The following is a 21,515-nucleotide window of genomic DNA, read 5'->3' on the forward strand; positions in this document are numbered from 1 at the left end:
CAATCTGGGCGACGAGGGCGTGGCTCTGCCGGTTGGTCCCTACTTGCCCGAGGCGAGGTCTTCGCAGATGTCCCAGGCGGCTTGGCGAAGTAGAGCTGCGGTCTTCTCGTCGAGGCCCTTCACGGGGACGTCTATGCCGACGGGATGTTCGCCGAGCAGCGAGACCAGGAATACGCACGCTGCGAGGTAGCTGCCCGCGAGGGCGGGATGGCTGTTGTCGGCGTCGTGGAGCAGCGGGCTGTCGTGCGTGCTGAGAAAGCGTTCCCAGACCATGCCGACCGGGACGAGAGTGGCGCCGACCTCGGCCGCGATGGTCGAGTACGCCGTGGTGAGTCCCTGCTGCGCCTCGGGTGCGTTCCTCCGAGCCCAGGTCAGGTACAACGCGGTCCGGGCGCCCGCCTCGTCGATCGCGGCGTGGAAGTCGCGAACACTGTCGTGCATGCGGGCGGGATTCTTGGTGGGGAGGGTGCTCTGCTCCTGCAGTACTACGACGTCGTACGTTCCCTCGGCGATCGCCGCGAGCGCCGTACCCGCGTTGAGGTGCTGGCGAAGGGAGGCGCCGCCCGCGGAGATGAGCCGGTGATCGACAGTCAGTCCGCGCGCGTTCGCGAGGCCGGCGAACAGCGCAGGCAGGTTGTTGCGCGCTGTGAAGCTGTTACCGATGAACAGGATCCGCACAGGTAGGACCCTAGCGCCGACGGCAGTTCGGCGGCGCTCTCGCCCGGCCGGCTGGTTGACTGGCTCCATGAGCAGAACAGCCGGCGCCGCTCCGGCATGGGCAGCGGCGGGATCCCGGGCCAAGCTGGTCACGATGCTGCTCGCGGGCTTGGCTGCCGCGATCGCGACGGGGATCGCTGGCGCCTGGGATTATGCCCCCTTGGCGGGCTGGGACATCGCGGCACTGGTGTTCACGGTCTGGGTGTGGCTGGGGACCAGCCCGATGAGCTCTACAGCGACAGCCGCTCACGCGACGCGGGAGGATCCGAGCGTTGCGGTGACCGACCTGATCGTGTTGATCGCTTCGGTGGCCAGTCTGGTCGCGGTCGGGTTGGTGCTGGTCCGGGCCAGCTCGGCCAATGGCGCGCAGCAGACCCTGCTAGCCGGGCTCGGAGTCGCCAGCGTCGGGCTGTCGTGGTTCACCGTGCACACGTTGTTCACGCTGCGCTACGCACGCCTCTACTACACGGGCGAGGACGGCGGGGTGAACTTCAAGCAGGCCGCTCCGCCGCGGTACCTCGACTTCGCCTACCTCGCCTTCACGATCGGCATGACCTTCCAGGTGTCCGATACCGACATCGAGGCCCCGGAGATCCGCCACACGGCGCTGCGCCACGCCCTCCTGTCCTACCTGTTCGGTGCCGTGATCCTGGCAACCACTATCAACCTGATAGCCGGCCTCGGAACCGGCGGTGGCGGCTAGGGGTGGCGGACGACGGTCACCGGTCCAGCCTTGGCACGACATAAGCAGAGCCGCTGTGCTTATGTCATGCCGGCTGTGGTGGTGGCGCCCCAGGGTGGGACCGGCGTGGGGGGTTCGTAGTACTAGGCAGCGAAGAGGAGCAATAGGCCGCCGACTGTGTAGCCGACCATGACGATTAGTAGGGGGAGTTGGCCTGCCAGGGCTCTGTGGCGGGGGAAGAGGGCTACTGCCCGGTCGTGGGCCGAGATGACGCCCATCAGGTGGCCGCCAACTACTGCGAGGACCTGGGTGACGGCGATTGCCGTGCTGTGGTTGGTGATTGAGGTGTTCAGGCCGAGGAGGCCGGTGCCGAAGATGTTGGCGCCGTTGCTGAGCGGATCGCTCAGGTAGATCAGGGTGCGCTGGCCTTCGAGGATCAGCAGCGTGAGGTAGTGCGCGACGACGTACCCGAGGGCGATCGGTATGACGGAGTGCGCGAACAGCCTGGGCAGCGCAGTACGGGAACTGTCGGACAACCGTCCGGCGAGCAAGGTGGCGCTTGAGTACGTGACCAGCACGAACAGGATGAAGCAGATCAGCGCGAGGGTGCCGAGGAGCGTCATCGAGTAGTTCGTGTCCTGGGCCCAGCCGATCCAGGCCGTCGAGTTGGAGAAGCCGTCGTACGCCGTGGAGCCGAGCAGGGCGGCAACCATGCCTACCAGGCCGGGTCGTGGCTTCAGGCCGTCGAGGTTTTCCAGGGGCCGGCGGATCACCAGCGCGCCGTCGTCGCGGCGACCCCAGGGGGACAGCCGCGCCATCAGGGTCGCATAGACCTCGAAGGGATCACCGGTGGAGAACCAGCGGTCCCCGAAGAGGATCGCGCCGAACATGGTGATCACGACGTACAGGGCCATCCAGGCCTGCACGACCGGCAGCGTGGCTCGGTCGGGCGCGACCAGCTCCAGCCAGGTGAACGCGAAGATGCCGAGCGCGGCCGGCCAGAGCCCCAACCACCGAGGGAGCTCGAGCAGGCCCTTCGAGGGGGGTTGTCCCATGGCCTTGCTGAGCAGGAGGTGCAGCGTACGGAGCGGGTTCAGGGTGCGCCAGACCGGGCCGAGGAGCAGCGAGATCGGGACCAGGCCTACCCAGACCAGGATGTAGATGAAGCCGAAGATCGGGTTCGTCAGCCGATCGACACCGAAGATCAGCGACACCATCGCGTACAGGAAGATCGCCAGCCCGATCAGCCGCACAAGCCAGCGGAACCAGGGCTCGTCGACGGTGCGAGCGATCACGAAGCCGGGCAGCCGGACGAGCCAGCGCAACCACGCGCCGGCACGGCGTACGAGGGACTCGTGCTGGGGCGGCCGGGTGATTGTGGTGGGCAACGGTATGCCGGAGGCGTTGCCGCGGTACTTCGGGTTGCGCCAGGCGAGGGCGAGTACCACGAACGAGACTGCGATCGCCACGGCGGCGCCGCCGACGGCCAGGCCGAAGGGCACGGGTAGGTCCTGGCGGCCGCCGATGCCGTGGAGCGGCAGGAGCAGAGGCGTCACAGCCGGGATCAGGAGACGACGAGCTTGGCGACGAGCTTGCCGCTCTCGTGCGTCTCGATCTCGAACGTGCCCTTCATGTTCGCGGTGAACTTCACCGACGCCGGCTTGCCGGGCGTCAGCGGGAGTTGCTTGTCGTAGCCGTGGATGTGGACCTCGTCGGCGGCGTCACTCACAGCGGTGACCAGGACGGTCTGGCCGACCTTGGCCTTGATGGTGTCGCCGCTCGGAGTGACCTTGCCGTTGGCAACGGTGATGTTGATGGTCACGTCGGCCTGGTCGCCGGACGGGTCGGCGGTGTTGGACGGGCTGCTCGTGTCGGGGCCGCTCGGGGTGGTCGACGGCGTCAGGCTCGGCGCCGAGGTCGGTGCGCTGGACGGGGTCGTGCTGGGACGCGATCCCGAGTCGTTCGAGCCGCTGCAGCCGGCCAGGACCAGCATGCCGAGAGCGGGCAGGAGCGCGAGCGCGGTACCGCGGGAAAACGTCGAACGCATGATCTCGAGGAGCCTTTCAGCAGGTCGGTTCCGAACTACGGGCGCGGGACACGCCCCCTTGCCTGACGAACGTGCGCGTCCCGGTGTTCCCCGGTATGCACCATCAGTCGTGTCACGATCGCTGTGGGCCATTTTCCAGCCTGAGCCATCAGCGTTCCGGGTCGCGTTCGCCATGCTGAGCCAGTGTCGCAGCCCCCTGTCGGTGGGCACCGTTAGGGTGACTGGACACGCACACTCACAGGAAAGGGAGGGCCCGGATGCCGGACCGGTTGTCGTCGCTGGACCTCACGTTCCTGAAGGCCGAGAGCCCGGCCACGCCGATGCACGTCGGCACGGTCGACATCTTCGAGCCGCCGGTGCACGGGGACGACGGGTTCGACTACGAGAGCCTGGTGGCGCTGATCCGCGACCGGATCGCCTTCGTGCCGCGCTACCGGCAGCGGGTCCAGCACGTGCCGGGCCGGTTCGCGGGCCCGGTCTGGGTCGATGACGAGGAATTCGACATCACCTTCCATGTACGCCGCTCCGCCCTGCCGCGGCCGGGGACTCACGCCCAGCTGCTGGAGCTGGTCGCGCGGATCATGTCCCGGCGGCTCGACCGCGCCCGGCCGCTCTGGGAGATGTACCTGGTCGAGGGCCTGCAGGGGGACCGGTTCGCGATCATCGCGAAGTCCCACCAGGCGCTTGTCGACGGCAACAGTACGGTCGACATCGGCCAGGTCGTGCTCGACGCCACCGCGCATCCGCGGGAGACCCCGACCGACACCTGGCAGCCCGCGCACCCGCCATCGGCCCTGGAGCTCCTCGCGGGAGTGTTCGCCGACGCCACCCGCCACCCGACCGCCGTGCTGGAGCTCGCCCGCGCTGAGATCGCGAGCCTGACCGGGTCCACGTCCGTGCGAGAGGTGCTCGGTGACGTGGTGGGTTCGGTGGTCGCGCAGCGGCATGTCCAGGAGAGCTCGCTGCATGTGAAGACCTCCGGGCAGCGCCGGTTCACCACGGTCGAGACCGACCTGGAGGACTACCGGACCGTCCGCGCGATGCACGGCGGCACGGTGAACGACGTGATCCTGGCCGTCGTCGCGGGTGCACTCAGGGCGTGGATGATGACGCGCGGTGAGAGCGTCAGCCCGACCCGCGGCGTTCGCGCGGTGGTTCCGGTCAGCATCCGCGACGACGATGACGAGGAGCCGACCTCGCTCGGTTCCCGGGTGATCGCCTCGACCGTGAACCTGCCGGTGGGGGAGAACTCGCCGGTGATGCGCCTGCACCAGATCTCGTACCAGACCAAGGTCCACAAGGACACCGGCCGTGCGGTCAGCGCCCGCTCGCTGGTCGGGATCGCCGGCTTCGCGCCGACCACGTTGCACGCGCTGGCGGCCAGGGTGGCCACCGCGACCGTGCGACCGATCGACGACGTGGTCATCACGAACGTGCCAGGCCCGCAGTTCCCGCTGTACGCACAAGGCGCGCCCATGCTCGCGTCGTACCCGGTCGTCCCGCTGATGCCCGGGCAGGGCCTGTCCGTGGGCGTCACGTCGTACGACGGGAAGGTGTCGTTCGGGCTGAACGCGGACCGTACTGCGATGCCCGACCTGGCCGTGTTCACCCAGTGCGTGACGGATGCGCTGGACGAGTTGCTCGACACCACCAAGGGGAGCCGGAGTCGCGCCTCGCGGGGCCGGAAGAAACCGCGCAGTAGTCCGAAGAAGGCAGGCTCATGAGGGTCTACATCCCGAGCACGTTCCCCCTCCTCGATCTCGCCTGCCACACCGGCGAGTTCGGTCCCGCGCCCCTCGTCGCGTATGCCGTGACGCCCGCGCTGCGCGAGTGGTACACCGACGGAGACGACGAGGAGCTCGAGTACGCCGCGATGGCCCAGGCGGCGCGAGCCTCGGTCGGGCTGCTGGCGGCGGATCCGGGCGCGCAGCGCAGACGGGTGGTCGTGGCCTGCGAGATGAGCGCGATCCCACCGGCCGACGGCACGGTCGAGCTCGGGGATGCCCGGCTGGAGCTACACGTGGTTGTGCCGTGGCGGACCGTGGCCGCGGTCCACATCGACGCGGTAGATGCCGCCGGCATCGTCGGCAAGGCTGCCGATCTGTGGGATGCGGCCCAGAATGGCGATGATGACGCGATCTTCGCCCTCGACTCGTGCGAGGGTGAAGACCTGCTGTGGTACGCGACGCAGGAGATCCCGGATCTCCTCGCCGCCGAGGGTCCGTGCGGCGGTTCGAGAGCCTGACCGGTCAGACAGGGAGTTGATGGCGATGCAGGCGATCTGGAAGGGGGCCATCTCGTTCGGGATGGTGACGATCCCGATCAAGGTGTTCTCGGCGACCGAGGAGAAGGACATCTCGTTCCGGCAGGTGCACGTCGCCGACGGCGGCCGCATCCGCTACAAACGGGTCTGCTCCGAGTGCGGCGAGGAGGTCCCGTACTCCGATATCGGCAAGGGCTACGAGATGGCCGACGGCCGGATGGTCGTGCTCGAGCCGGACGACTTCGCCGATCTGCCGTTGACCAGCAAGAAGGTCATCGACGTGCTGGAGTTCGTGCCGGCCGACCAGGTCGACCCGCTCTACCTGGGCAAGTCGTACTACCTCGCAGCCGACGGTGGCCCCGGCGCCAAGCCGTACGTGTTGCTCCGGGACGCACTCGAAGGCTCCGAGCTGTATGCGCTGGTGAAGGTGGCGCTGCGGTCGCGGGAGAGCCTCGGCCTGCTGCGGACCCACGACAACGTGCTGGTACTGCAGGTGATGCTGTGGCCGGACGAGGTCCGCGACTCCTCTTTCGCCGCGCCGTCCGAGGACGTCGAGATCCGTAAGCAGGAGAAGGCGATGGCCGAGTCGTACATCGACACCCTGCGCGGCGAGTTCGACCCGGACCAGTACCACGACGAGTACAGGACCGCGCTGGAGCAGGTGGTCGAGGCCAAGGCCGCGGGCGTCCCGATGCCGGAGACCGAGGAAGAGGAGCCGGAGGGCGCCCAGGTCGTCGACCTGGTCGCCGCGCTGCGCGCCTCCGTGGAAGCAGCCAAGGCCCGCCGCGCCGGCGGAAGCTCGGCCGACACGAGCGACAAGCCCGCCGCCAAGAAGAGCGCGGCGAAGAAGGCGCCTGCCGCGAAGAAGGCGGCCCCCGCGAAGAAGACCGCCGCCAAGAAGACCACAGCCAAGAAGGCAGCCAAGAAATCCGCCTGACGTGAACAGTCGCCTCGATCGTCTTTCTGCCGGAGACTGCGGTAAGTCCTCAGCAGAAAGGCGATCACATGACAGAGACCACGCCCGACACCAGCGCCGACACCGGCCCGTCGACCCCGACCGCGACGGTCGGGGCCGGCGCGTTCCTGCTTGAGCTGGTGCCGGTGCCGGTGAGCGACATCGATCGGGCCAAGGCGTTCTACTCCGAGCAGGCCGGGTTCACCGTCGATGTCGATGTCAATCCGGCCGAGGGTGTCCGGATCGTGCAGCTCACGCCGCCGGGGTCGTACTGCTCGATCACGCTGACCACCGGCCTCCCGACCCTGGACATGCCGGTCGGAACATTGCGCGGCCTGCACCTGGTCGTCGCCGACATCGAGGCAGCCCGCGCGGAGCTGATCGCTCGCGGCGTCGAGGTCGCTCCGGTCGAGGACATGGGCGGCGTGTACTACGCGTCCTTCGCCGACCCCGACGGCAACACCTGGACCCTTCAACACATGCCCTGGCGCCCCTGACTCCTTCGGCGGGGTGATCCAGCTCGCACGCGGGGAGGGGGTGCTGGAGTGAAACGCATGCTACAAATTGACGAGCGGACCAGTCGGGTTCGTGGTGCGGGGGGTCGGCGTGGCAGCATGAGTTCGTCGCGGGCGATCCCCGCTGCCAGCACCACCTGCCCCGGCGTACCACCACCGAGCTGATCGAGGAGCACCGCACCATGGATGCCGTCACCGCCGTCCCCACGCCCGTCAACGAGCCGGTCCGGGGGTATGCGCCCGGCTCGCCCGAACGCGGCAGCCTGGAGGCGAAGCTCAAGGAGTTCAACGCGGCCGGCGCGATCGACCTCACCTGCACGATCGGTGGCGAGCAGAAGCTCGGCGGCGGCGCCACCATCGAGGTGGTCCAGCCGCACAAGCACGCGCACGTGCTCGGCACGCTCGGCAACGCGACCGCGGCCGACGGCAAGGCGGCGGTGGACGCGGCGCTCGCGGCTGCGCCGGCGTGGCGCTCGCTGTCCTTCGACGACCGCGCGGCGATCTTCCTCAAAGCGGCCGACCTGCTCGCCGGCCCGTGGCGCGACACGCTGAACGCGGCGACCATGCTCGGCCAGTCGAAGACGGTCCAGCAGGCCGAGATCGACGCCGCCTGCGAGCTGATCGACTTCCTCCGCTTCAACGTCGCGTTCGCCCGCAACATCGTCAGCGACCAGCCGATCTCCTCGCCGGGGATCTGGAACCGGGTCGACTACCGCCCGCTCGAGGGCTTCGTCTACGCGATCACCCCGTTCAACTTCACCGCGATCGCCGGCAACCTGCCGACCGCGCCCGCGCTGATGGGCAACACGGTGGTGTGGAAGCCGTCGCCGACGCAGCAGTTCGCGGCGCACTGGACGATGCGGCTGTTCGAGGCCGCGGGACTGCCGGCCGGCGTGATCAACCTGGTCACCGGTGACGGCATCGACGTGAGCAAGGCGGCGCTGACCCACCCGGAGCTGGCCGGCATCCACTTCACCGGTTCGACGAAGACCTTCCAGAGCCTGTGGTCCACCGTCGGGCAGAACATCGCCGGCTACAAGACCTACCCGCGGCTGGTCGGGGAGACCGGCGGCAAGGACTTCATCCTGGCGCACCCGTCGGCCGACCCCGCGGTACTGAAGACCGCGATGGTCCGCGGCGCCTTCGAGTACCAGGGCCAGAAGTGCTCCGCTGCAAGCCGCTCGTACGTCGCCCGCAGTGTCTGGGACAAGATCCGCGACGACATCGCGGCCGAGACCAACTCGCTGACGATGGGTGATGTCAGCGACCTGTCGAACTTCCTAGGCGCCGTGATCGACGACCGCGCGTTCGCCAAGCACAAGGCCGCACTGGATCGCGCCCAGCAGTCCGACAAGATCGAGGTGCTGGCCGGCGGCACGTACGACGACAGCCAGGGATACTTCGTCCGCCCGACGCTGCTCGTCTCGGACGACCCGACCGACGAGATCTTCACCACCGAGTACTTCGGCCCGATCCTCGGCGTGCACGTCTACGACGACGCCGACTACTCGAAGGTGCTCCAGCAAATGGAGAGCGCGGCGCCGTACGGGCTGACGGGCGCGGTGATCGCCCAGGACCGGCACGCGGTCGCGGAGGCGAGTGACTACCTGCGGTTCGCCGCCGGCAACTTCTACGTCAACGACAAGCCGACCGGCGCGGTGGTCGGCCAGCAGCCGTTCGGCGGCGCCCGCGCCAGCGGCACGAACGACAAGGCCGGCTCGATGTGGAACCTGATCCGCTGGGCCAGCCCTCGCTCGATGAAGGAGACCTTCAACCCGCCGACGGACTACCGCTACCCCCACCAGGGCTGAGCCTGGCGGCGCATCAGCGGCCGGACAAGCCCCGGCGGACGGTGATGTAGAAGGTGGTCATGTCGTCGATCAGGGCTTCGAGTTGGGTCTCGGACTTGAGGTCGGCGTCCAGGAGCCAGTCGGAGATCAGGTCGAACAACCCGCCGACCAGTCCGATCGCGACGCTGTGCCGCATCCGCTCATCCGGATCGTCCGGGGCCGTCCCGTCGTACCGGTTCCAGATCTGCGCCAGGAAACCTGCTGCCCAGCGGCGGTTGGTACGGCGCTGGCGCTCGATGGCTGCCGAGATTCCGGAGGCCATGCCGAAGGTGACCTTGACGACCCGCGGGTCGTCCATCAGGGCGTGCGCCAAGGCGGCGATGAGGTGCGGGGCGGCCTGCCGCTCGTTGCCCGTGGCCGTCTCGACGACCGCGACCATGTCGGCCTCGAGGCGCTCGGAAGTGCGCTGCAGGAGGGCGAGGTAACAGGCTTCCCTGTTCTCGAAGACCTCGTAGAAGCTCTTGGTCCCCACATACGCCGTGGTGCAGATCTGCTCGATCGACGTGTTGATGTAGCCGTTGGCCGCGAACAGATCCAGCGCGGCATCCAGCAGCTGCTCGCGTCGTTCCTCGCGGCGCTCGTCAGCGTCCAGTCCTCTGATCCGTCGACCCATGGGGAGGAGGGTACCCGGATATGGAGTCACTAACTAGCAGGCGGGTTCTCAACATGAGGGCTTGTTCATAACCCGAGGTTATGCTGCACTGTCGGTCAGCGCGTCGTCACCGAACGACACAGTCCCCGGGAGGAGCCGCCATGAGAACGATACTCAAGCGAGCCGCCGTCGCCATGGCGGCCACCGCGATGATCATCAGTTCGGCCACAGCAGCAACCGCTGCAACCCAAGCAGCGCCTTCTTCAGGCTTCGACAACTGGTCCTGCAAGCCGTCGGCCGCCCATCCAGAACCGTTGGTCCTGCTCCACGGCTTAGGCGGTAACGGCCCTGGCAACTACTCATACCTGGGCCCGTACCTCGCGGCCGAGGGCTACTGCGCCTTCACCCTGACCTACGGCCAGGCGACCCCTGCCATCCCGGTCGGCGGGACCGTCTCCGTGGTTCAGTCCTCGGCGCAGATCGAGGCGTTCATCGACCGGGTCCGCCAGACGACGGGGGCCGCGAAGGTCGACATCGTCGGCCACTCCGAGGGCGGCTTCCAGAGCATCTACGGGCCCAAGGTTCGCGGGTACGCCGCCAAGGTCGCGAAGGTGGTCGCCCTGGCACCGCCCACGCACGGTACGTCGTTCGGCGGGCTCGTGAGCGTGGGCGACTACCTCGGGCTGCGGCCGTTGGTGGACCAGGTGCTGCGGCAGTTCGGCTGCCCGGCCTGTGACGAGATCATCGTCGGAGGGTCCGCGGTGAATCGGCTGACCACCGGGCCGATCGCCCAGGCCGGCGTGAAGTACACCGTGATCGCCTCTCGCTTCGACGCCCTGGTGACGCCGCACGAGACGTCGTTCATCCGCGAAACCGGAGTACGGAACGAGTTCGTCCAGGACACCTGCCCGCTGGATCCTGTCGGACACGTCGGGCTGGCCTTCGATCCGACCGTGGCACAACTGGTCGCGAACGCCCTCGATCCCGCGCACACCTCACGGGTGAGCTGCGGCTACGGGCCGCCGCTCTGAGTGGATCGAGCCGAAGAGGACGCGGATGTCGGCAGCAGGGGAGCCGACATCCGCGCCCGGCTTGGTGCAGGACCAGGCGGTGTGGTGCAGGACTAGGCGGTGTGGTGCAGGTCTTGCAGCGGGAGGCCGATCAGCAGGGCGGATCCGCAGCTCACGCAGATCCACTCGCCGGCCGGGTCGTCGACCGGATGATCGGCCGCCTCGACCCGCTCGAAGAGCACCACGGCATCACAGAACACGCAGTACTGCGAATCCTCGGCAGCTGACTGCGCGACAGCCCGGCGTTTCCGCATGACAGGCTCACCTCCTCCTGACAGCTCGTCTGCTTCAGAGACTGCCACCGGAGATCGCCGAGCGGGTGGACCGACACGGATCTCGGCGCGAGCGGACCGCAGTACGGCGTGGGGTCAGTTGGTGCCGTCGTGCCAGTCGCGGCCGAGTTCGTGCTCCTTCTGCAGGCCGGAGCGGATCGCGTCCACCACGAAGGGCTCGATCTTCTTGCCGATCAGCGGGACCGCCACCTTGACGTCGAGGTCGATCGCCTGGACGGTCTGAGTGCCGTCCGAGCTGATCCTGGCGGTGCCCCTGAGGGTGACCGGGGTGTTGGTGATCTCGCCCTTCACCTCCGCGTTGCGGGAACCGTCCGCGTTCGCCGGGTGCCACGTCTCCGTCTGCACGACCGTCAGCGTCTGGCCGACGAACTTGCGGGCGATGTCGGGCACGTTGTCCGACGGCATCTCCCGCTGGACCCGGACGACGGTGTCGCCGCCGGACTCGGTGACCTTGACGTCGTACGACAACGCCTTGGTCTTCTCGCAGGCCTGCTCGCGGAAGGTGGCGTCGGTGACGATGGCGAAAACTTCCTCCGGGGTGGCGTCGTACGACGCCGACAGCTTCAGCTCCATGCCGCACATCATGGCATTACCGCTCGGTCACCCCGGACGGCTCGCGGTGATCACATCGCGACGGCGTGTGGGGTGTAGGGGGATTCGAGGCGGACCAGTTCGGCGGGGGTGAGTTCGAGGTCCAGGGAGGCGATCGCGTCGTCGAGGTGTTCCGGCTTCGTGGCGCCGATGATCGGTGCGGAGACGGTCGGCTGCTGGGCGACCCACGCGAGGGCGACCTGGGCCCGGGGAACGCCGCGATCAGCCGCGACCGAGGCCACGGCGTCGACGATCTCTTTGTCGCCGGCGTTCTGGCCGTACAGGGTCCGGGCCCGCTCGTCGCCGGTCCAGCGGTTGGTGGTCTGGCCCCAGTCGCGGGTGAGGACGCCGCGAGCCAGCGGGCTCCACGGGATGACGCCGATGCCCTCATCCGCGCACAGCGGCAGCATCTCGCGCTCTTCCTCACGGTTGAGCAGGTTGTAGTGGTTCTGCATCGTGACGAACCGCGCCCAGCCGTTGGCCCGCTGCAAATGCAGTGCCTTGCTGAACTCCCACGCATACATCGAGGAGGCGCCGAGGTAGCGGACCTTGCCGGACCGTACGAGGTCGTCCAGCGTCTGCAGGATCTCCTCCATCGGGACGCTGCGGTCCAGCCGGTGGATCTGGTAGAGGTCGACGTAATCCATCCCGAGCCGGCTCAGGCTCGCGTCGATCTCGGCCAGGATCGCCTTGCGCGAAAGACCCCCGCCGTTCGGCCGGCCCGGACGCATCGTCCCGTGCACCTTGGTCGCGACCACCACGTCGTCGCGGTCGGCGAAGTCCCTCAGGGCGCGGCCGACGATCTCCTCGCTGGAGCCTGCGGAGTACACGTTGGCGGTGTCGAAGAAGTTGATCCCGGCATCCAGGGCCTGCTTGATCCGGACCCGGCTCACGTCCTCGGGCAGACTCCACGGCTGCCCGCCACGCGTCGGTTCGCCGTACGTCATGCAGCCGAGGGAGATCGGCGAGACGTCCAGGCCGGTGCTGCCGAGCTTCACGTACTTCATCAGCAGAGAACTCCTATACTGGTTAAACGGAGCCGAATCCGGTTGATTCAGAATAGTCGCCGGGATACAGACTCCAAAGCGAAATCCACAACGTGGGATGACACGCGGGCGAGCGAAGGGGGTCCGGATGCGTGCTGATGCGCAGCAGAACCATGAGCGGTTGCTGGAGGCCGCCGCAAGGGCGTTCGCGCGGGACGCTTCGGAGGCGTCGCTGAAGGACATCGCCAAGGACGCCGGCGTCGGGATCGGCACGCTGTACCGGCGGTTCCCGACCCGCGAGATGCTCGTCGAGGCGACCTACCGGAACGAGACGACCAAGCTGGCCGACGCAGCGACGGAACTGCTGGAGAAGCTGGAGCCGGTGCAGGCCTTGCGGACCTGGATGGATCAGTTCGTCGACTACGTCGCGACGAAACACGGCATGGCAGACTCGCTCAAAGCGGTCCTCGACGGCGCCGGCGACCTGCGGATGGACTCGCGCAAACTCCTGTCCGACGCGATCGCGGTGCTCCTGCAGGCAGGCATCACGAAAGGTGCCCTGCGCAACGATGTCACGGCCGAGGATGTGATGATGGGGCTGGGTGGGATCACGTTGATAGCCGGCGACGATCGGGCGCTCGCCGGGCGTTTGTCGGATCTGTTGGTAGCCGGCCTCCGCAGTTGACGCCCCCGTACAGCGGTGGTTCGTCGCTCTACGGTGATAGGCCGGGGTCTACTGCCGCGCGGATCAGGCCGTCCTTGCCGACTGCTGGGTCCGTGATGATGGGGTTTCCCCAGACGAGCGCCTCGTAGTAGGTGGTGTTGGGGATCGCCATGCACAGGTGCTGGTTCGGGATGCCCATGCCGTGGACCTCGGCTCGGAGGCCGAAGCTTTCGGCCAGGTGGGCGATCCGCATCGCTCCGGTGATGCCGCCCTTCAGGCCTGACGAGGTGCGCACATACGTCGCGGTGCCCGCGTGGATGAAGTCCGCCGTGTTGAAGTGTGCGCCGTCGCTCGTCTCGCCGACCAGGAGTGGTACGCCGACGCGTTCCGCGAGCCAGCGGTGACTCGTGATGTTGAACTCGCGCATGGGCTCCTCGTACCAGCGGAAGTCGAGCTCGGTCAGCACCCGCCCGAGCCGGATCGCGTCGGCCAGGTCGAACCCGGCGGACCCGTCGTACATCAGCTCGACGTCATCGCCGACGTGCTCCCGCAACCGCTGACACAACCGCGCATCCCGTACTGCGTCGCCCCACGCGTGCAGCTTGATCGCCGAGAACCCGCGCTCGAGACATTGGTCGGCCACGTCCAGGTATTCCTCGACGGAGCCATACGTGACCGTCGACGCGTAGGCAGGCAGCGAGGTCCGGTAGGTCCCCAGCAAGGAGTGGACCGGCTGCCCAGCGAGCTGACCGGCGATGTCCCACAGTGCGATGTCGACCAGGCCGAGGAAGTACAGCGGGAATTCCTCGATCCGGTCGAGCTCCCACATCCGGTGCCACAACCACTCGCGGTGCAAGGCGTTCTGGCCGATCAGGTCGCCACGGACGCGGCGGTTGACCAGGTCCGCGGCGATGACTCCACGCGGGGTCGAGGCCCGGCCGATCACCCCGTCGCTGGTCGTGATCGTGAGCACGCCACCTTGCAGCGCCGGCTCCGACCCGGGGAGGCCGTCGCGCCAGCGGAACGGATACGCCGCCGGGATGTCGACCAGCTCGACTTCTACGCGTTCGATCAAGCTCACTTAGGTGCCGCCTTCAGTCGATCCTTGATCCGCTGTTCGAACTGCGCCTGCGTGGTGTCGATGTGCTGGATCGCCGCGCTGCGGGCCTTGTCGGGGTCACCCGCGGCGATCGCTTCGGCGAGCTGGACGTGTTGTCGGGCGGCGACTTCGAGGGAGCCGGGCAGCCCGCCGGCGAACAGCAACCGGTCGGACTGCTCCTTGAAGTCCCGCAGCGAGGTGACAGCCGCCTGCAGGAAGACGTTGCCCGACGCCTCGGCCACGGCGTCGTGGAAGACCCGGTCGTGCTGCCGGAACAATGCGTGGTCCTGGTGAGCCTCGACCGACGCGTCGGCCGCCGCACGGATCGTGCGCACTTGCGCAGGTCTGGCGAGAGTCGCGGCGAGCCGGGCAGACTCCGCCTCGATCAGCCTGCGGTGGTCGAACAGCATCGCGACATGCGCCAGATCGGTCGGCTTGAAGTAGCCCAGCTCGCTGTCGGCCTGCGGGTTGGAGGGCACGGAGACATAGATGCCCGCGCCCTTGCGTACCGCGACCCTGCCGACCGCCGCGAGCACCTTGATCGCCTCGCGCGTCACCGAGCGGCCGGTGCCGAGGATCTCGGCCAGGCCCTTCTCGGTCGGCAGCCGGTCACCCGGCCGGAGTCCCTGCTCCGCGATGTACGCGAGCAGTTGCTCGGCGACCATCTCGTAGCCCGGCCGGTAGCCGTTCGTCTCGTTCATTCAGAAGCCACCATAGATCTGTAGTTCGTAGATGCTGCCGCCGTTGAAGTTCGAGCTGGTGACAGTCAACCGAACATATCTTGCCGACACCGAGGTGGTGCGGATCGAGGGGTTTCGCCGGACGCTGGTGGCGACTGTCGTGTGATCGTCGAACAGCGACCAGTTCGTGCCGTCGAGTGAGTACTCGAGCTTGTACTTGTAGCCGCTCGGAAGCTCGAAGTTGGTGACGATGCTCTTCACGGATGTGGCCGCGCCGAGATCGACCTGCAGCCAGGACGGATCCGGCAGGCCGAGCCCCTGGGCCCAGCGAGTCGTCAGATCGCCGTCGACGGCATGGGCCGGGACGTTCGGCTCGGAGTACGAGGAGACCGTGACGGGTTTGCCGACCGCGATCCCTGCCTCGGCCGGTGTCGTGACTGTCGTTGCAGGACTCGGCGGCGAGGCGTTGAGGTTCGCGTCACGAGCGACCACGGTGTAGGTGTGCGTGGAGCCGTCGCTCAGGCCGTCCACTCTGAGCTGGGTCAGTGGGGTCGTGGCGATCCGCTGTCCGTCCTGATAGACGACATAGCTGGTCACTCCGACATTGTCGGTGCCCGCCGGCCAACTCAGGTCGATCGTTGTCGGTAGCAAGATGTTCGCGGTCGGCGATGCCGGAGTGGCAGGCGGCTGCTGGTCGCCGGTGATCGTGGCCGGCTTACCGTAGGCCTCGATCTCGTAGATGCTGCCGCCGTTGAAGTTCGACCCGACCACCGTGAGCCGCAGATATCTGCCGCGCACCGAGGTCGGCACGGAGGCGTAGTTGTCGGGCTGCGTCGTGGCCGTACCGGTGTGGTCCTCGAACATGATCCAGTCGCTGCCGTCCGAGGACACCTCGAGCTTGTAGCGATATCCGCTGGACAGCTCGAAGGTGGTGATCACGCCACTCAGCTCGTACTGCGCGCCGAGGTCGACCTGCAGCCAGGAGGGATCCGGCTGCCCGAGGCCTTGCGCCCAGCGGGTCGGGAGCTTGCCGTCCACCGCCAGCGACGGGTCGTTCGGCTCGGAGTACGAGGAGGCAGTCACGTCCTTGCCCAGGGCAAGATTCGTGCCGGCCGACATTGTTGCTGTTGTCGCCGTACTGCGTGCTGATTCGTTGCCAGCGGCATCGCGAGCGGTCAGGGTGAAGGCATACGTGCCGCCAGGCGTGAGGCCGGTGATTCTTGCCGAGGGCTCCTTCGAGGCGCTCACCAGTTGGCCGTTCGCGTAGACGGAGTAGCCGGTCACGCCGACGGTATCCGTCGAAGCGGGCCAGGTGAGCTCCGCGATCGTCGGGAAGCTGGTCCGGACAGACGGCGTGCCCGGTGTGGAAGGTGCTGTCCGGTCGGTAGGAGTGGGCTGGGGGTCGAGGTACTTGTACGCCGGTTCGAGGCCGGCGTTGTTCACGATCGACGCGGGCAGCTGCTCACAGCCGGGGATCACGGTGTTGTTCGCGATCGTCGAGTCCGTGCTGTTCGCCTGGGTCAGGGACACGGGCTGGGTGGTGAAGTTGCGCTGGGCATCGATATTCATGCCGTGGTTGAGGAACAGCCAGCGGGCGTCGACATTGCAGAGCGCGTTCTGGGTCGTGGTGAAGTAGCGGCTGCCTTCGTCGTGGTAGATCGCGCCGTACGCCGGGCCGGGCGTGTTCTTGATGTAGTTGCCGGAGATCACGCTGTCGGGCTGCATGCTCAGCGTATAGATGGCGCCGCCGTCGGCCTGGTGCTTCATGATGTCGCTGATCTCGTTGTCGCGGATGATGTTGTTCTTCGAGGTCGTCGGGGTGTCGTAGATCGGGACGCCTGAGTTGCCGGGGTAGTTCGTGTCGCCGCCCGGATCGGTGAGGCCCCAGCCCCAGCCGACCGAGATCCCGCTGTAGGGCAGGTCGTAGACCTTGTTGTGCTCGATCACGGTGTGCTCGGTGTAGGCGGCCAGAATCCCGAGAGAGCCGCTGTAGTCGGCTGCCGCCCTGGTGACCAGGTTGTTGCTGACCAGGGTGTCCCTCGTGATCGCCCGGGCGTCCGAAGGGTGGTGGTCGATGATGTCCGTGCCGCCGACCTGGATTCCGGTGGCCGCGACGTCGCGGACGACGTTGCCCTTGATCGTCGTGCCCTGCGAGCCGGTGTTGAGGTTCAGCCCGACCGCGCCCAGGTGGGTGAAGGTGTTGCCGGTGAAGGAGATGTTGCGGCTGTAGCCGACGTTCACCGCGCCCGGCGTCTTCAGCCAGGTCAGCCGGGTCTCGTCGAAGTCAGGGTGGCCGGTGCCGACGATCCGGAACCCGGCCTGACCCTCGACCATCCCGTCGTCGCTGCTCGGGTCGAGCCAGGTCGAGTACGAGAAGGTGATGCCGTCGAAGCTGAGGTTCTGCACCGGGTCGGTGATCGTGCCGGTCACGCTCAGCAGATCCTGGACGAGTGGGACTGTCGCGGTGTTGAGGTCCTGCCCGGGCTTGGGCAGGTAGTAGAGGTCGCCCGTGCTCTTGTCGAGGTACCACTCACCGGGAGTGTCCAGCAGTTCGTAGGCGTTCTCGATCCAGGTCGGGTTCTGGATCTCCTGGTCCTTGTGCAGGTTGGCGTTGTAGAAACACGGCTGCTGCATGGTGACTGTCGTACCGGAGACCGACTGGACCGGGCAGCGGTAGTGCATCCAGCCCCAGCGGCTGTTCACCTCGATGTCGCCCTGGTTCTTCCAGCCGACCATGCTCTGCGTCGTGTCGGTGTAACCCGACGACGTCTTGGAGAAGCCGGGCGGGTTCTCCGGGCCGCGGGCGCGCTGCTCGCGTTCACCGTTCACGTAGAACTGGCGGAAGTCGATCGCGCCGACGTGGGTCTTGTAGATGTTCCGCGCCGGGTCGGAGACGGTCCAGCCGGTGAGCGTCCGGCCGCCGTTCACGGTGACCGTGCCGGGCTTGGCCTGGTAGATGACCTTGTGACCGTTGCGGCCGGAGTCAGCGCTGGTCAACTTGAAGGTGCTGGCCAACCGGTAGTCACCTGGCAGCAGTACTACGTGGATGTCCGCGCGCTGCTTCTTGGTCAGCTTGCGGACCTCGTCCCTGGCCTGCTCGAGCGAGGTGAACGGCCGCGCCAGAGTCCCGGAACCCCCCGCGCCCTTCGGCGCGACGTACAGGGTGGTGACGGCCGCTTCGGAGGGAGCGGCGAGCAGGACGGTCGGCAGGACGAGACCGGTGAGGACAGCGAGAAGCCGGCGGACGGATCGCGGCATGGGCGGCACCAATCGGGCGGTGGCGGACGGAAGCTTTGGGCAATAGATCGGATCTATCGGCGCTCAGACTGCCACGATGTCGGCCCGGAGGGAAGATGTACCTGATCAATTCACCCCCCGCGAGTCTCAAATCAGATTCGTCGGGCGCGGTCGGTCAGGATGGGGCCACCCGGGTTGGCGGGCCGGGTGCCCCGATGCTGAGGGATCAGTTGTGGCCGGCGGGTTGGCCGGTGACGCGCCGGGACTGCCAGCGGTCACGAAGCGGCGACCTTGAACACCAAACAGGGACCGCGGACACGAAATAACGTGTTCAAGGTCCCGACTACCTGTCCCAGGTCCCCACTCTTGGTCAGGGCCACACCCCACCCAGCCCTCCGCGGCCCCTGCTGTGGTGCAATACTCGCCGTAGCTCAAATATCGTTATTGCGAAGCGCGATGAGCCGGGTGGGGATCGCTACCCGACCAGATACTCGGACTGGCTGAAGAGAGCCGGCAGACCGCCCGTGTGGACGAAAACGATTCGCTCGCCCGGTCCGACGATCCCACGCTTGCAGTAGTCGAGCAGTCCCGCGAATCCTTTTCCGGAGTACACCGGATCGAGCAGGATGCCCTCCAGCGATCCGAGCATTCGGATCGCGTCGAGAGAACCAGCGCTGGGGACCCCGTAGCGCTCGCCGACGTACTCGGTCGTCGTGCTGATCTGGTCGGCCGTGATGCCGGTGCCGACACCGAGCAAGGAAGCAGCGCCTTGCGCTAGTTCCGCAATCTCCTGCGGGGACAGGTAGGCCTCGTGCGAAGCGGTCATAGGGCAGATGCCGACCAGCTTGGTCGGCAGTCCGAGTAGCTCGCATCCGAGCTGCAGACCCGCGAGCGTGCTGCCCTGAGTTGCGGAGAAGATCCAGTCGGGGATCGCGTCCGGCTGCGCGGTGATGATCTCCAGCAGCGCTTGCACGTAGGCGATTACGCCCAGTGTCAGACTCCGAGTGGCTCCCATGCCGACGACGTAAGGGCGGCGGCCGGCGCTTCGGAGTTTCTCGGCCAACTGCTCCTTGCGATCTTTCGTGCTCTCGTCGGGACTGATCGGGATGATCGTTGCGCCCAGCAGTTGGTCGATCAGGTAGTTGCCCTGCACAGGTGAGCTGAACTCGTCCATCTTCGGCAGCAGGAAGACCTCGAGCCCCAGCTTCGCTCCCGCTGCGGCGAGTTGGCGGGAGTGGTTCGACTGGGACGCCGATCCCTGGATGATGCAGTCTGCTCCGTCCGCCAGCGCGTCGGCGAGCATGAACTCGTGCTGGCGCGCCTTGTTACCACCGAAGGCCAGTCCGGTGCAGTCGTCGCGCTTGATGCTGAGGTCGCAACCGAGTACGGCGGACAGATTCGGGCATGCGTCCAACGGTGTCGGCAGATGAGCCAGGCGAACCCGCGGCAGCGCGTCGATCCGGGACTGGATGTCGCGAATCCTCTCCGTCACCGAGCCGGTCATGAGGTCGCCTCGGCGAGTTGCCCCGAGGACAGTTGCCCCGAGGACAGCCCGTGAACGATGGCCTCGACCTCGACGGCTGCGTTGCCGGGCAGCCAGGCGACACCGACCGCCGAGCGGGCGTGCCGTCCAGCCTCCCCCAGGACTTCACCGAGCAGCGACGAAGCGGCGTCGATCACTTTGGGCTGGTCGGTGAAACCGTCACCGCTGGCCACGAATCCGGTCAGTTTGAGAATGCGGCCGACGTTCTCCAGCCCGAGTTCCTGTTCGATTGCTGCCAGCAGGTTGATGGTCGCGATGCGGGCGGCCAGCCGACCGTCCTCGAGACTGACCGATTCACCGAGCCGGCCGGGGTACGCGACGATGCCGTCGACGATCGGGGTACGACCGGAGAAGAACACCAGATCATCCAGCCGGGTCGCGGCCACATACTGGAAGCGCGGCGGCGGCGGCGAGGGCAAGTCGATCCCCAGCTCTGTCAGACGTTGCGCAATGTCGGGATTCATCTCACTCCACTTGTAGAGGGGGCTGTCTCGACCGTCAGCCGACCGTCGTCCACCACCAGGACACCGTCGCGCCAGACCTGACGCAGAGCGCCGAGACGTGCTGACTCGTCGTCGAGTCGACCGTCGATGACGACGAGATCGGCACGCTTCCCGACGTCGATACTGCCGACCCGGTCATCGATGCCGAGCGCCTGTGCCGCTCGGAGGGTCGACAGGGCGATCGCTTGGCTCGCGGTTGCTCCGAGCCCCGCCATACCGCACTCGATGGTCTGATCGAAGCGCCGGAACGGCGTGAAGCGCACTCCGCCGTCACTGGCGATCGCCAGGTGCACGCCCTCGGCCTGCATGATCCGGGCCCACTCCATGTCGCCGAAAAGGCTGCCGGTCGCAGACATGGCTCGAGCGGCGCGCAGCTCCTCCTCACCGACCTCCCCGAAGCCGGGCAGCAACACCCGGCTGATACCGGCCATCGTGATGGTCGCGGCGACGCCTCGCTCGGCCATCTCCTTGACCAGTTCCAGATCGAGGTCGGGATCACCGTTCGCATCGACCCAGGTGCAGTGCTCGATCGTGTCGACGCCGGCTCGAACGGCTCGCCGGATGCTCTCGGTGTTGAGCGCGTGCGCGGCGACACGCCGGCCGAGCCGGTGCGCCTCCGTGACGATCAGCTCGAGCTCAGCCGTATCGAACTGCGGCAGCAGCTTGTTGGATCCCCTGGTCATGTTTCCACCGCTGGCCATCACCTTGACCACGTCGACGCCGCGGGTGCACAGCAGCCGGGTCGCGCGGCGGATCTCGTCGGCGGAGTCGACGGTGTTGCCGCACCAGTGCAGGTGGCCGCCGGTTGTCGTCAACGGTGGGCCTGCGGCAAGGATCCGCGGGCCGGGCAGTGCGCCGGCGTTCACGGCATCCCTGATGTCGAGCGTGATGAACTCGGTGTCGCCGAGGTCCCGCACGGTCGTGACCCCACCCAGCAGACACTCGATGGCGTTCCTCGCTCCCGCCAGCGCCAGTTCCGCGGGACGCGAGGTCTCCACACCGGCCCGGGTCTGCTCGTGGTCGACATCGCAGGTGAAGAGCAGATGCACGTGCGCGTCCACGAAGCCAGGAGCAACTGTCGCGGCCGAGTGGTCGACGACATCCGCGGCCCCGATGTCCGGCAGTTCGGAGAAGGGCCTGACGTCAGCGATCACACCGTCGTCGATTCGCACTGCCATGTCGGTGCGCGGAGTCTGTCCGTGTCCGGTGATCAAAGACCCGCAACGGA

Annotated in this window: 21 protein-coding genes; 8 read left to right on the top strand and 13 right to left on the bottom strand. The window is 67.4% G+C overall.

Annotated features, from left to right (window positions below):
* Positions 1-39: 39 nt before the first annotated feature.
* Positions 40-678 carry a hypothetical protein gene (locus tag ABD210_RS06835; RefSeq protein WP_344109953.1) on the bottom strand — a complete coding sequence of 213 codons (639 nt, stop codon included), beginning with the start codon at positions 676-678 and terminating at the stop codon, positions 40-42.
* A gap of 67 nt (positions 679-745) precedes the next feature.
* Between ABD210_RS06835 and ABD210_RS06840 the strand changes: the two genes are divergently transcribed.
* Entirely contained in the window at positions 746-1,420 is a 675-nt protein-coding gene (locus ABD210_RS06840) for a DUF1345 domain-containing protein (RefSeq protein ID WP_344109954.1), read from the top strand.
* A gap of 122 nt (positions 1,421-1,542) precedes the next feature.
* On the opposite strand, the gene ABD210_RS06845 is transcribed toward ABD210_RS06840, so the two are convergent.
* Together ABD210_RS06845 and ABD210_RS06850 are read right to left on the bottom strand one after the other, a co-directional pair.
* Positions 1,543-2,955, bottom strand: coding sequence for a hypothetical protein (locus tag ABD210_RS06845; RefSeq protein ID WP_344109955.1), 1,413 nt, complete (start codon positions 2,953-2,955; stop codon positions 1,543-1,545).
* Between the two features lie 8 nt (positions 2,956-2,963).
* On the bottom strand, positions 2,964-3,446 hold the full coding sequence (locus ABD210_RS06850; protein WP_344109957.1) for a cupredoxin domain-containing protein: 483 nt from the start codon (positions 3,444-3,446) through the stop codon (positions 2,964-2,966).
* Positions 3,447-3,703: 257 nt separating this feature from the next.
* Between ABD210_RS06850 and ABD210_RS06855 the strand changes: the two genes are divergently transcribed.
* The 5 genes from ABD210_RS06855 to pruA all read left to right on the top strand — a co-directional run bounded on the left by ABD210_RS06855 (position 3,704) and on the right by pruA (position 8,990).
* A complete protein-coding gene (locus ABD210_RS06855) occupies positions 3,704-5,170 on the top strand; it encodes a WS/DGAT/MGAT family O-acyltransferase (RefSeq protein ID WP_344109958.1) in 1,467 nt (488 codons plus the stop codon).
* Positions 5,167-5,691, top strand: a complete 525-nt coding sequence (locus tag ABD210_RS06860) for a DUF6912 family protein (protein WP_344109959.1) — start codon at positions 5,167-5,169, stop codon at positions 5,689-5,691. Before ABD210_RS06855 ends, ABD210_RS06860 begins: the two co-directional genes overlap by 4 nt.
* 25 nt (positions 5,692-5,716) lie before the next feature.
* The gene (gene ku, locus ABD210_RS06865) at positions 5,717-6,646 is read left to right on the top strand and encodes a non-homologous end joining protein Ku (RefSeq protein WP_344109960.1); all 930 of its coding nucleotides are present in this window, start codon (positions 5,717-5,719) and stop codon (positions 6,644-6,646) included.
* A 68-nt stretch (positions 6,647-6,714) separates the two neighbouring features.
* A complete protein-coding gene (locus ABD210_RS06870; protein ID WP_344109961.1) occupies positions 6,715-7,161 on the top strand; it encodes a VOC family protein in 447 nt (148 codons plus the stop codon).
* A gap of 200 nt (positions 7,162-7,361) precedes the next feature.
* Positions 7,362-8,990 carry an L-glutamate gamma-semialdehyde dehydrogenase gene (gene pruA, locus ABD210_RS06875; protein ID WP_344109962.1) on the top strand — a complete coding sequence of 543 codons (1,629 nt, stop codon included), beginning with the start codon at positions 7,362-7,364 and terminating at the stop codon, positions 8,988-8,990.
* A 13-nt stretch (positions 8,991-9,003) separates the two neighbouring features.
* Here the strand turns inward: pruA and ABD210_RS06880 are convergent, their stop codons facing one another.
* Positions 9,004-9,642, bottom strand: a complete 639-nt coding sequence (locus ABD210_RS06880; RefSeq protein ID WP_344109963.1) for a TetR/AcrR family transcriptional regulator — start codon at positions 9,640-9,642, stop codon at positions 9,004-9,006.
* Positions 9,643-9,782: 140 nt separating this feature from the next.
* On the opposite strand from ABD210_RS06880, the gene ABD210_RS06885 reads away from it, so the two are divergent.
* Entirely contained in the window at positions 9,783-10,652 is an 870-nt protein-coding gene (locus ABD210_RS06885) for an alpha/beta fold hydrolase (protein ID WP_344109964.1), read from the top strand.
* 92 nt (positions 10,653-10,744) lie between these two features.
* Here the strand turns inward: ABD210_RS06885 and ABD210_RS06890 are convergent, their stop codons facing one another.
* The 3 genes from ABD210_RS06890 to ABD210_RS06900 form a co-directional block, all read right to left on the bottom strand.
* Positions 10,745-10,945, bottom strand: coding sequence for a hypothetical protein (locus ABD210_RS06890; protein ID WP_344109965.1), 201 nt, complete (start codon positions 10,943-10,945; stop codon positions 10,745-10,747).
* 114 nt (positions 10,946-11,059) lie between these two features.
* The gene (locus tag ABD210_RS06895) at positions 11,060-11,557 is read right to left on the bottom strand and encodes a DUF2505 domain-containing protein (protein WP_344109966.1); all 498 of its coding nucleotides are present in this window, start codon (positions 11,555-11,557) and stop codon (positions 11,060-11,062) included.
* A 50-nt stretch (positions 11,558-11,607) separates the two neighbouring features.
* Positions 11,608-12,582, bottom strand: a complete 975-nt coding sequence (locus ABD210_RS06900) for an aldo/keto reductase (protein ID WP_344109967.1) — start codon at positions 12,580-12,582, stop codon at positions 11,608-11,610.
* Between the two features lie 127 nt (positions 12,583-12,709).
* Between ABD210_RS06900 and ABD210_RS06905 the strand changes: the two genes are divergently transcribed.
* Positions 12,710-13,246 carry a TetR/AcrR family transcriptional regulator gene (locus ABD210_RS06905; RefSeq protein WP_344109969.1) on the top strand — a complete coding sequence of 179 codons (537 nt, stop codon included), beginning with the start codon at positions 12,710-12,712 and terminating at the stop codon, positions 13,244-13,246.
* A 28-nt stretch (positions 13,247-13,274) separates the two neighbouring features.
* Here the strand turns inward: ABD210_RS06905 and ABD210_RS06910 are convergent, their stop codons facing one another.
* The 6 genes from ABD210_RS06910 to ABD210_RS06935 form a co-directional block, all read right to left on the bottom strand.
* Complete coding sequence (locus ABD210_RS06910) at positions 13,275-14,306, bottom strand: enolase C-terminal domain-like protein (RefSeq protein WP_344109971.1); 1,032 nt, start codon at positions 14,304-14,306, stop codon at positions 13,275-13,277.
* The gene (locus ABD210_RS06915) at positions 14,303-15,025 is read right to left on the bottom strand and encodes a FadR/GntR family transcriptional regulator (protein WP_344109973.1); all 723 of its coding nucleotides are present in this window, start codon (positions 15,023-15,025) and stop codon (positions 14,303-14,305) included. Before ABD210_RS06915 ends, ABD210_RS06910 begins: the two co-directional genes overlap by 4 nt.
* Positions 15,026-18,262 carry a discoidin domain-containing protein gene (locus ABD210_RS06920; RefSeq protein WP_344109975.1) on the bottom strand — a complete coding sequence of 1,079 codons (3,237 nt, stop codon included), beginning with the start codon at positions 18,260-18,262 and terminating at the stop codon, positions 15,026-15,028. It abuts the gene before it with no gap.
* A gap of 454 nt (positions 18,263-18,716) precedes the next feature.
* Positions 18,717-19,745: a D-cysteine desulfhydrase family protein gene (locus ABD210_RS06925; RefSeq protein ID WP_344109977.1), complete on the bottom strand. Its 1,029-nt coding sequence runs from the start codon at positions 19,743-19,745 to the stop codon at positions 18,717-18,719.
* Complete coding sequence (locus tag ABD210_RS06930) at positions 19,742-20,248, bottom strand: RidA family protein (RefSeq protein WP_344109979.1); 507 nt, start codon at positions 20,246-20,248, stop codon at positions 19,742-19,744. Before ABD210_RS06930 ends, ABD210_RS06925 begins: the two co-directional genes overlap by 4 nt.
* Positions 20,245-21,465 carry an amidohydrolase family protein gene (locus ABD210_RS06935; RefSeq protein WP_344109981.1) on the bottom strand — a complete coding sequence of 407 codons (1,221 nt, stop codon included), beginning with the start codon at positions 21,463-21,465 and terminating at the stop codon, positions 20,245-20,247. The genes ABD210_RS06930 and ABD210_RS06935 overlap by 4 nt, the downstream gene beginning before the upstream one ends.
* Between the last annotated feature and the right edge of the window lie 50 nt (positions 21,466-21,515).

Source organism: Kribbella alba (assembly GCF_039529635.1).
Classification (GTDB): Bacteria; Actinomycetota; Actinomycetes; order Propionibacteriales; family Kribbellaceae; genus Kribbella; species Kribbella alba.